Raw genomic sequence first — 10,884 nt, forward strand, 5'->3', positions numbered from 1 at the left:
CGGCGTGACCGTGACTCCCTGGTTGTCGCTGACGGTGAAGTCGCTGCCGGGAATGGCCACGTTGCCGCCATTCGCGACGGTGTAGGTCCACAGGAGCTTCGTGCCGGCGAGCACCGTCTTGCCCTCGACCGACATATCGTCTGTCAGCGTCTGCGCGACGCTGGTGTCGAACACGAGCGTGTCCTTGACGATGCCGATCGCGGCGGCCTCGGTCACCTCGCCGGGCGTGCCCGGAAGTGCGCGGAATTCTTCGAACCCCCCATCCACGCCGTCGAATTGCGCGAACACCGTCAGGAAGTCGGCGGAATCGTTCCCGCCCAGCGCGGTGTCCACCGCGCCTTTCGGCAGGAAGATGAGGTAATCGTCGGTCCCGCTGCCGCTGGAGTGGTCGGTGAGGTTCAGCGGATTATCCAGAGACAGGATCTGAGTGAAGCCGCTGCCGTTCACGGTCGGATCGACCGTCGCCTGAGCGGTACTGCCGAAGAAGGTCAGCTTCGTGAGCGTGACGTCCTGGTCCGGCGCCGTGTTGGGCTCGTTCACGTCGAGCCGGAACACGTAATAGGTGGTCCCGTTGACCACGGCCGTGCCGATGTTGCCGATCTGCAGGGCGTGGGTGTGGTTTCCCTGGCCCTCGTCGTCGATCGGCGGGGGAAGATCGTGGTTGAAACCGGATTCGGTAGTGGTGTTCGACTGGATCGACAGGAAGGTGTCGTAGTTGCCGGTGCCCGCGCCGATCGGCGCGGTGTACTGGACGATCAAGCCAGTCCCGTTCGGGCCGGCGTCGTCGTATTCGGTGCCAGGCGCGGTCAGATCCGTGGTCGAAGAAGGCATGGTCCCAACTCCCGTCCCGTCCGCGGCCGTTCTGGCCGGCGGACACCCTGTTGCGTGACCCGGGCAGGATGCCCAGGGTTAACGCCGAAATAACACGGGTCTGAACGGGAAGTAAGTAAGAGATCTTTATGGTGATGAAACAAATAATAGATGCATCGCTTTACGATGTGACTTGAGTCACATCTTCGAACGCATGTTGAGCGGGCAGAATATGTCGAATGTCGAGAAGACGACGGCCCCAATCTTGGCTGAGATACCTCAGATTGGGGCCGGGAATTCTCAAAACGCTAGATTTAGCCCCATTTGCAGCCGTGCATCGGCGGCGCCGCGGACGTTGCGCGCATCGCTGACGAGGTCGATCGCGCCGCTGACCTGGGCCGCGCGGCCCACCGGAAGCACGTAGGCGGCCGAGACATCGGTCTCGTTTCCGGCGGGCGTCAGGCCCGCCGCCCGGAACGTGGTGACCGGAAAGCCCTGCTCATCCACGCCGGTCAGCGCGAGCTCGGCGGCGCCGGAGATCACCCTGAGCGGCTTCTTCACCGACAGCGTCAGCCGGTCGCCCGGCCGGAAGGCCGCGGCCTGGATGTAGGACGCCCCGTAGGCGCGGGCCTCGAGCGCCGAGACGCCACGGATCAGGCCGTGGGTCACCGCCGCGCCATCCGTCCGGACCGTCGCGGCGTCGAACATCACGGCGCGCCCGCCCCCGAGATCGCGCACCAGCTGCACGGCGAGCGAGCGGCTGTTGTGGCGGGCGCCCAGGCTGAGCAGGCCCTGGCCGTCGTAGACCGAGCCCAGGAGGCCGTTGTCTTCCTGCAGCGTGCTGAATGTCGCCGAGCCGGACCACGGCCCGGCGAGCCGGCCCGACAGGCTGAGCGCCGCGGCCCGGCCGAAGCTGCGGGTGCGGTAGGTGGCCAGGCCTTCGCCGTCCCTGAGGTCGGTCGCGGAGCTCGCGGCAGCCAGGCGGAGATGGTCGGAGATCGCCCATCCCATCGTCGCCGAGAGGCCGCCCTGGGCGAGCCCGAGCAGGGCGCTCGAGGCTCCGATACGCGAATCGACCTCGGCCATCAGGCTTCCGGCGCCCCACCTGGCCTGCGAAAAGGCGTTCAGCGAGGAGACGCCCCGGCCCAGCGCCAGCATGTTCCCCTGCGGGTCGACGAAGGCCATGAACCTGATCTCGTCGCCGGCGGCGCGCCCCGGGCGGAACGGCGAGATCGCGTCCTGGCGCGAGGCCTCGAGCATCCCGTCCCCGGCCGGCTCGTCCATCGCGGTGGTCAGGATCATCAGCCCGCCGCCCTTGGTGTGCTTGACCTTGGTGGTCGTGGGCGGCGGCGGCGTGGTGGTCGTCGTCGTGGTGGTGGTCGAGGTCGTCCCGATCATCGAGGTGAGATCGACGGTGAAGTTCCGCGCGTAGGAATCGAAGGCGGTGTAGGCGGCGAGCTCGCCGCTCACCGTGGCGAAGTCGCCGAGCGCGCCGCCGGCGATCATCTGGTTGGTCAGCGACCCGACCAGGATCTGCGAGCCGTCCGCCCCGATCACGTACATCGCCCCGATCGGCCGGAATGCGAGGTCCAGGTTCATCAGCCCGTTGCCGTAGCTGGCGTCGAGGCCGCTCGTCCCCAGGTCGGTCGCGGTCTTGAACAGCACCGAGCTCGCCGTGCCCTTGGCGTAGAGGATCGGCCAGGCCGCTTCGAGCAGCGCCACCGCGCCGGAGGCCTGCGGCGCGGCCATCGAGGTGCCGGTCCAGGCCGAATAGGAGCCCGTGCTCAAGGTGGCGAAGGGCGCGATGATCCCGGCGCCGGGCGCGACCAGCCACAGGGACCTGTAGCTGGCGCTCGTCGAGCCCGCCACCGCCGAGCCGGAGCCCGGCGTATTGCTGCCGCTCCAGAGCACGCCCGTGGAGGTGACCGCGCCGACGACGATCATGTGGGACAGCGCCGCCGTGGTCAGGCCGGTGGTGTTGGCGCCCCCGTTGAAGCTGGCCGCCGCATTGCCGCCGGCCCAGACCAGCACCGCGCCTTTGCCGGCCGCGTAGTTGATGGCGCTCACGACCGAGCTGCTCGGCACATAGGAGACGCTGAGGTTGATCACCTTGGCGCCGGCGTCCGCCGCCTGGACGATGCCATGGGCGACATCGTCGGCGGTCCCCACGCCCGAGGCGTTCAGCACCTTCTCGGCGATCAGGGTGGCGGCGGGCGCCACGCCCGACATGCTGGTGTAGGCGGTCGAGGAATAGGCGCCGGCCGCGATCGAGGCCACCGCCGTCCCGTGGCTGCTGTCGTCGACGAAGCCGTTGGCGCAGGTGAAGCTCACGGCCGCGCACGAGGACAGCGGCGAGACCCGCCCGGCGACTTCCGGGTGCGAGGCCACGATGCCGGTGTCGACGATGGCGATCGCCACGCCCGCGCCGCCCGCGGCCCGCGCCTGGACCGTCGCCGTGTCGGCGATCTGGGCTTGCCAGACCGAAGACTGGTCGGCGGCAAGTCCAGGGTGCGCGGTGCAAAGCACAGCCAGCGATACGCCGGCCAGAAGTTTGGTGTGCATGACGAGGTCCCTGCCTTGAATTCAGGGTCTGATCTCGTAAACCTAGACTATTGCATTATAATGTTCGGAGAGAGTGTATCCAACTTAAGGATGAATACATGTAAACCAAGCCTATTGCGGGAAATATCCGATTGCGATGCATTGCCCCAGCGTCACAAAGAAGAAATCTTTCGCCTCACAGGAGAAATGAGATCTTACGTAGAATACAAGTTCAAAAATTTACCAACAATACCGAATAATTAACCATCAATTCACGTTGACGAACATTGATATTCGGGTTTTAAGGTCACGGCATCGGCGGGGGTCCCGCTATATTTCTCAGCATGAGCCGCGGGTCTCCTCTTGTGGGCACTGCGCTTCGCCTCAATCGGTGGGAGACTTCACCATGCCAGTGACGCTTACGGGGGATGATAACTATTCCGGTGTCTACACCGACGTCGACGTGCTCGGCGGCGCGACGGCCGCCGGCACGACGTCCACGGACATGAACGCCTTCGCGGGCCTCGATCCGAATGGGAAGGAATACTTCCTGTTCGGCAACCTGCACGCCGGAAGCCACACGACGTCCACCGGAGACGTGACCTCGGGCTCCTATAATACGACCGCCACGGGAGACAGCGGCGATACGCTGGTCTTCGACTTCACGTTCGATCCGGGCCACGCGGGCGGCGCGTCCAACTTCCTGACCAGCAGCTTCGCGCTCAGCGGCGGCCTGCAAAATGGCGATCAGCCGTCGCTTCAGCCGGATATCGACGGCGACGCAGACTACCAATCCACGGCCGCCGCCAGTGCTTGGACCACACAATACAATGCGTGGGTGGCGTCCCTGGGCCCGGGTTACACGTTCAGCGGCCCGGCCAGCATCGAAACCAGCGTGAGCAACGGACATCCCGACCCGGACGTGAATGTCACGCTCGATGTGACCGCGACTGCGCCGGGCTCCGCGCCCACGCTGACGTCAGACTATGCGGGCGTGAAGGTGCTGCTGGGCTTTGCGGTCGGTTCCGATCATCTCAGCCTTGATGGCCACTCCACCATCACGCAGGACGAGTTCAATCAGTTCTTCGAGGTCACCGCGTCGTCGCACCTGTCGGCGAACAACAACACGGTCAACGACACGATCATCGGCCTGGACGACCACACCTGGAGCATCGATCTGTATGGCGTCAACGTCGGCGATCTCACCACCGCCTACAACGCCTTGCACGGCACGACCTTGTCGACCGGCGATTACGTCTTCGATTTCATCCTGTCGCACTGATTCGCGCTTGGCCCCACTTTCGATCTGACAACGAGGCCCGGGTTCCGCCCGGGCCTCTTTCGTTTTGGCGCCGGCCGTGCAGCGCGCCTCGCGACACTCGCGAGGGAGATGCGCCATGAGCATTTCGCATATCGGCCACCGGCCGAGCTTACCCATTGTTCCGCAACAGCAATCCGCGCCGTCAACCGATGCGGACCCCACCGGCCTGGACCGGAGCCTTTTGCCCGACATGCGGAAAATGCTGCCGACCCAGGCAAAGGGCGCCGCCAACGGCCTCTCGGTCCAGAAGGTCTTCGACAAGCTGGACGCCGACGGCGACGGCGTGATCACCCAGGCCGAGGCCGGCCCACGCTGGGGCCACGGCCTGCTGGGCGAGCTCCTCAAGCTGCAGGAGGACGGGGGCCAGGCGCCCGCGAGCGATGGGACCGACGGCGCCTCGGACGGAACGGCCGGAACCGACACCACCACCGCCGGATCGGGCGCCGATACGACCGCGGCCGGCGCGGGCGGAACGGACTCCATTGCCGGCGGCGCGGGCGCGGACACCACCTCGGCAGGCGCCGGCGGTGCGGATTCCATCGCCGGCGGGGCGGGCTCCGACACGACGGGGACCGATGCCACCGCCCTGACGGCAAGCTTAACGCCGCCGCCGCCGAGCGGCGACCTGACGCCAGATCCCTCGCAATTGCTCGACGACCCCACCGCCTGAACGAAAGGTTTTGCGGGCGAGACCCGAGTAACGCGCCGGCAAGTAAGCTTACCGCCAGAGTCACCAAGAAACTTAGCCCGGCTGTAACTTGGGCCGACGATGGTGGCTGTCATGTCGAACGACAGCCCCGCCCCCGTTCCCCTGCGCGTTTCGCACCTGGCCAAGCAGTATGCCGGCGGGCGCGGCGTGAAGGCCATCGATTTCACCGTGCGGCCGGGGAGCGTCACCGGCTTCATCGGCGTCAACGGCGCCGGCAAGAGCACCACGCTCAAGTGCATCATGGGCCTGACGGAGCCCGACGCCGGCGAGATCGAGATCTTCGGCGAGCCGGCCACGTTCGAGACCCGCCGCAAGCTCGGCTTCCTGCCCGAGGAGCGCGGTCTCGCCCCGCGCGAGCGGGCGCGCGACGCCATCGCCTTCCACGCCCGGCTGAAAGGCCTCGAGCGGGCCGACGCCTATGCGCGCGCCGATGGCCTGCTCGAGCGCGTCGGGCTGGGCTCGCGGCGCTACGCCCGGGTGGGCGAGCTCTCCAAGGGCAACGCCCAGCGAGTGCAGATCCTCTGCGCGATCGCCCACGATCCGCGGCTCCTGATCCTCGACGAGCCGTTCAGCGGCCTGGATCCGGTGGCCCAGGCCGAGATGCAGTCGCTGTTCGACGAGCACCGCGCCCATGGCGGCTCGATCCTGTTCTCCACCCACGGCATGAGCGTCGCCGAGCGGCTTTGCGACCATGTCGTCATCATCTCGCAGGGCTGCACGGTGTTCGAGGGGCCGGTGGCCGACGCTGCGGCCCAGGCGCCGCACGGCGCCTATGTCACCTGCAGCGACGACGCCGGCCTGATCGCCGTCGCCAGCCGCCTGGGCGGCGCGGCCGAGCCGTTCCCCGGCAAGATGGGCGAGGCCATGCGCTGGCGCGTCCTGCTGCCCAGCCACGTGCCCTATCCGGCGCTGCTCAGGGCGATGGGCGAGCGGCAGCTCCCGATCCAGGGCTTCGAGCCGATCCAGGCCGACCTGGAGGGCGCCTTCTGGTCGCTCGCCGCCGAGCGGGAAGCCGCCTGATGCGCCGCGTGGCCCTGATCGCCCGCCGCGAGTTCGTGGCCTACGCCAGCGTGCCCAGCTTCTGGGTGGCGCTGGCCATGGGCCCGCTGCTCATGGCGCTCGCCACCTTCTCCCTCAGCGCGTTCGCGGGGCGTCCCGCCACGCCTCGGCCCGACCTCGTCGCCATCGAGGCGCAGGACCCCGCCATCGGCGCCCGCGCCGAAGCCGCGGTGCTCGAGGCGGGCCGGCTCGAACATCATCCGGTCCAGGTCTCCGCGGCGCCTGATCCCAAGGCGGCCACGACCCTCAGCGTCGCGGCGGGACCCGGTGGCGTGCTGTCGGTGGACATCCGCGGCGCGCGGCTGTCGGAGGTGGCGCTCGCCCTGCTCCGACACGACCTGGCCGATACCTCTCCGAGCCGCGCGGCGGAGATCCGGGTGGCTCAACCGCCGCCCGCGCCGCCTGCGCCCAAGGACAGCGGCCGCTTCGGCCGGTTCTCGATCACCGTCCTGCTCTGGCTGGTTCTGGTGGGCTCGCTCGGCATGCTCCTGCAGGCGGTCGTGCGCGAACGCTCCAACCGGGCGCTGGAGACCCTGCTGTCCTCGGTCCGCCCGGTCGAGCTGATGATCGGCAAGCTGCTGGGGGTCGGCGCGCTCTCGCTGCTCGTGGTCGGCGCCTGGCTCGGCGGCGGCGCGGCCATGGCGGGGATGTCCTTGCCGGGTCTCGGCGGCGCCGGGACGGTGCTGTTCCATGACGTGGCCAGCTTTGGATACATCGCCGGCGCGCTCGGCCTGTTCGGGCTCGCCTACGCGATGTACGGGGTGGCGCTGATCGGGATCGGCGCCCTGGCGCGCGACGTGCCCGCGGCGCAGAACCTCTCGCGACCGGTGTTCGGCCTGCTCCTGCTGGTGTTCTTCGTGGCGCTGGCCCAGGTCGCAGGCATGGGCGAGGCGACCTTGAAGAGCCTGGTCCTCATCCCGCCCTTCACGCCGTTCGTCCTGTTGCTGGCGAGCCCCGGCGCGCTGGACCCGATGACGGTCGGCTTCGGGATCGCGGGCATGGCCGCCACGACGGCGGGGCTCGCCTGGCTGGGCGCCCAGGCGCTGCGCGGCGAGCTCAGACTGAAGATGCCCCGCGCATCGCGCCGCCTGGCCCGAGCCGCCTGATCAGGGCTCCTGCTTGGCCGCCGGCTTCGGCGCCGCCGTCGCCCGCGCCTCCAGGGTGCGGGCGAGCTGCAGGTTGGTCGCCGCGCGGGCGTAGTACTCGCCCTTGGCGCTCATGGCGCGCTGCAGCAGATCCTCCGCCGCCTGGTAATCGCCGCGCATGATCGCGGCGAAGCCGGCGTTGTTGAGCGTCGCCGCCTCGTCGGTCTGCGGCGCGCCGGCCAGCGCGCGGTCGTACTCGCCGCTCATCGCCATGGCGAGCCGCAGGTTATTGCGCGCCGCCGCCATGCCGGGCTTCTTGCCCAGGGCCTCGACGAAGTCCTTGATCGCCTCCTCGAGACGGCCCTGCAGCATCCGCGAGTAGCCACGGTTGTTCAGCGCGATCGGCGCGCGGTCGGATTCGGAGAGCGCCCGTTCATAGGCGGCGTCGGATTCCGGCCAGCGCCGCCGCGAATCGTACTCGCTGCCCAGGGCGTTCCAGGCGCGCCACGCCGACGGCTTCACGGCGACGGCCTGCCGCAGCACGGCGACCGCCTCATCCGAGCGTCCGAGCAGCGACAGCGATATCCCTTCGCCCTCCAGGGCGTCGCCCTTGAGCGCGGGGTCCTGGTCCACGCGCTTGAAGTCGGACAGCGCGTCGTCCAGCCGGCCGCGGGCCAGCGCCAGCCTGCCTCCCATCAGCCGAAGGTGCGGATCGTCGTGGCCGGTGAGCAGGGCCTGGTCGAGGAGCTGGCCGGCGTCGTAGAGCCGCTGCTCGTCGATCGCCCGCTGGATCTCGGCGATATAGTCCTTGGGCACGGCCGCGGCCTTCGCGGAATGGCGGCTGAACAGGCCCGCCTGAGCGCTTGGCGGCCCTGAGAGGCACGCCGCGATCAGCATCGCGGCCCCGCACGCCGCGCGGGCTGCGAGGTGGTCCTTCATGCGGTTCCCCCTGACGTTCAGAGCTAGCTGAGCCGCCGCGGCTCGCGCCGCGCGCCAGCGTATTGGGCGAAGGCGTCGGTCCCGACCACGAGGCTCACGCCGCTGCAGCCGAAGCCGCAGGCTTGCAGCTTCACCGGGATTCGCAGGCTGTGCGCAAGACCGAGCGCCACGCGCCGATGCGCCGGCTGGAAGCGGATGACGCTTTCCCGCGAGGCTCGGCTCGACGCGGGGGAGATTGCGACCGTCCACCCTTGCCGAGCGAGCTCGCGCTTGAGCGCGGCGGCGGCCTTGCGGTCTGCGGCGATCAGGGTGACCGGGCCGCCGAGCAGGGGCGGCTGGGTCGAGGCGGCGGACCTGCCGGGCTCCGGCGCCCGTCCGGCCGTATTGGCGGCCGAAGCGGTCCAGGCGGCCGGCTGCAGATGTGCTGCGACGGCGGCCGATGCGGCGGACGGCGCTTCCTGAGCGGCTGCGGGGGCCGCGTTCGGCGCGCGCGCCGGCTGGCGGCTGGCGAGCAGCACGCCGGAATCCGTCGCGTGGCCGAACGGCAGGTGCAGCACGTGGGCGAGCTCGCCCAGCGCCGCCATGACGAAGTGCAAGGGCCGCGGCCGATCGCGGCGGCCAGTCCATGCGCGCCCGAGGAGGGTCTTGTGCGATATCCGTGTCCCCTCCGCCGCGGCGAGCGGCGCGCGGACCGGCGCGGCGTGCTCGGTCATCGGCGCGGCCGGCGCCGGCGCAGCGCCTCCGCCCGCGGAGTCGGGCAGGAGCAGGGGGCCCGGCATGAGGAAGCTCGTCCGCACCAGGTTGGCGGGCCTGGCCTCGGGCGGCGCGGCGATCAGCAGCGGCGCATCGTTCCAGGTCGGGTCGAACGCATAGGCGTGCGCCCGCGCGGCGTTCCGATCCGGATCGGCGGACGCCGCGGCGGCGAGCTCCGGGTCGGCGAGCGCCGGCCAGACGGGCTGGGCGAGGGCGGCGCGGACGGCGGTGGCCGGCGCTGCGGCGACCTCCGCCGGGCGCAGCGACATCAGCGGATGGACCTCGACGGCGGGCGCGCGGACCGGCGCCGCGGCGGCGAACTGCGGCCAGGCGGGCTGGGCGACGGCGGCCGGAATGACCGCGGCGGGCGCGGCGGCGACCTCCGCCAGGCGCGAAGACGCGACCGATTGGATCTCAATGGCGGGGGCGGCGACCGGCGCCGCGGCCGCGACCTGCGGCGGGAGCGACGCGGGCGCCAGCTTCAGGTGCGCGGCAGGGAGCGCCGCGCGCCGGATATCCGGCGAGACGGCCAGCTGCGTTGGGTTCAACGGCTCGGCCGCCGACGAAATCATTGGCGTGGGGACAGGCGCTGCGGCGGCGAGCTGCGCCGCCGCTGTCCCCGAGGACGGGGCGGGGCGGGGCGCCTCGGCCGCCAGCGCGACCGAGCTGGCCGCCCCCTGGAGCACGGCGGAATAGCCCAGGTTCTCGGCGACGATCTTGGAATTGGGATCGGCCGTCTGCGCCTGGGCGTAGTAGCGCGCGCTGAGGTCGAAGCGCCCGAGCTCGTCGTAGACCACGCCGAACGCGTTCAGGATGCGCGGATCGTTGGGGGTGCGCGCCCGCGCCACCTGCAGGATGTCGAGCGCCGCCGCATAGTCCCGGCGATGGATGGCGGAAACGGCGTCGCGATAGAGCCCGTCGTCCCTCTGGGTGGGCAGGGCGCTGCTGATCACCGGCTTGACCGTGAGCGCCGCCTCGCGCTGCGTCGTCTGGGTCGCGCAGCCGGCCGCGCCGAGCGCGAAGGCGGAGGCCAGCAGCACCTTCTTCGACGAACGCATGGCCATGTCTCAGCCTCCCTTGAGCGCCGGACCCAGGTTCCGGGCCATATCGAGCCCGGCCGGGAGCAGCAGCGCCGTCAAAATCACCGGCAGGATGCACGCCACCAGCGGAATGGTGAGCAGCACCGGGATGCGCATGGCCTTCTCCTCCGCCGCGAGGAAGCGGTGGTCGCGCATCTCGTTCGAATAGGTCCTGAGGGTCTGGCCGATGCTGGTGCCGAGCGTGTCGGTCTGGATCAGGAGGGCCACGAACGAGCGCACCGATTCGACGTCCGTGCGATCGGCCATCGCCCGTAGCGCGTCGGCCCGACTGCGCCCGGCGGCGAGCTCCTGGACCACCCTGTCGAACTCCTCGGAGATGCGGGGGTGCGATTCGCCGACCTCGCGGGTGACGCGCACGAAGGCCGATTCCAGGCCAAGCCCGGCCTCGACGCACACCACCATCAGATCGAGCGCATCGGGGAATTCCTGTTCGAGCTGCGTCTTCCTGGCGTTGATCCGGTTGTCGAGCAGCGCCCTGGGCGCGATCAGGCCCAGGCCGCAGAAGCCGAGCGCGCCGGCGATCAGCATAAATCCCGACAGAGGCTTGCTCGAGAACCGCTGCATCAG

At 69.8% G+C, this 10,884-nt stretch carries 9 protein-coding genes; 4 read left to right on the forward strand and 5 right to left on the reverse strand.

Features of this window, described 5'->3' with window-relative positions; genetic code table 11:
- Window positions 1-831, reverse strand: an 831-nt coding sequence (locus tag VLI41_RS06770) for a hypothetical protein (RefSeq protein WP_325267305.1), incomplete at its 3' end; no start/stop codon positions are given.
- Between the two features lie 279 nt (window positions 832-1,110).
- Window positions 1,111-3,372: a S8 family peptidase gene (locus tag VLI41_RS06775; protein ID WP_325267306.1), complete on the reverse strand. Its 2,262-nt coding sequence runs from the start codon at window positions 3,370-3,372 to the stop codon at window positions 1,111-1,113.
- A gap of 385 nt (window positions 3,373-3,757) precedes the next feature.
- Between VLI41_RS06775 and VLI41_RS06780 the strand changes: the two genes are divergently transcribed.
- From VLI41_RS06780 to VLI41_RS06795, 4 genes are all read left to right on the forward strand, one after another.
- Window positions 3,758-4,633, forward strand: a complete 876-nt coding sequence (locus tag VLI41_RS06780) for a hypothetical protein (RefSeq protein ID WP_325267307.1) — start codon at window positions 3,758-3,760, stop codon at window positions 4,631-4,633.
- A gap of 229 nt (window positions 4,634-4,862) precedes the next feature.
- Entirely contained in the window at window positions 4,863-5,342 is a 480-nt protein-coding gene (locus tag VLI41_RS06785) for a hypothetical protein (RefSeq protein WP_325267308.1), read from the forward strand.
- A gap of 111 nt (window positions 5,343-5,453) precedes the next feature.
- Window positions 5,454-6,401 (forward strand): ABC transporter ATP-binding protein, encoded by a 948-nt coding sequence (locus tag VLI41_RS06790; protein WP_325267309.1) that lies wholly within the window; start codon window positions 5,454-5,456, stop codon window positions 6,399-6,401.
- Entirely contained in the window at window positions 6,401-7,546 is a 1,146-nt protein-coding gene (locus VLI41_RS06795) for an ABC transporter permease (RefSeq protein ID WP_325267310.1), read from the forward strand. Before VLI41_RS06790 ends, VLI41_RS06795 begins: the two co-directional genes overlap by 1 nt.
- On the opposite strand, the gene VLI41_RS06800 is transcribed toward VLI41_RS06795, so the two are convergent.
- The 3 genes from VLI41_RS06800 to VLI41_RS06810 all read right to left on the reverse strand — a co-directional run.
- The gene (locus tag VLI41_RS06800) at window positions 7,547-8,464 is read right to left on the reverse strand and encodes a tetratricopeptide repeat protein (RefSeq protein ID WP_325267311.1); all 918 of its coding nucleotides are present in this window, start codon (window positions 8,462-8,464) and stop codon (window positions 7,547-7,549) included.
- Window positions 8,465-8,487: 23 nt separating this feature from the next.
- Window positions 8,488-10,281: a hypothetical protein gene (locus VLI41_RS06805; RefSeq protein WP_325267312.1), complete on the reverse strand. Its 1,794-nt coding sequence runs from the start codon at window positions 10,279-10,281 to the stop codon at window positions 8,488-8,490.
- A 3-nt stretch (window positions 10,282-10,284) separates the two neighbouring features.
- On the reverse strand, window positions 10,285-10,884 hold a 600-nt coding region (locus tag VLI41_RS06810; RefSeq protein WP_325267313.1), incomplete at its 5' end, for a type II secretion system F family protein.

It is taken from the genome of Phenylobacterium sp. (assembly GCF_035475775.1).
Classification (GTDB): Bacteria; Pseudomonadota; Alphaproteobacteria; order Caulobacterales; family Caulobacteraceae; genus Phenylobacterium.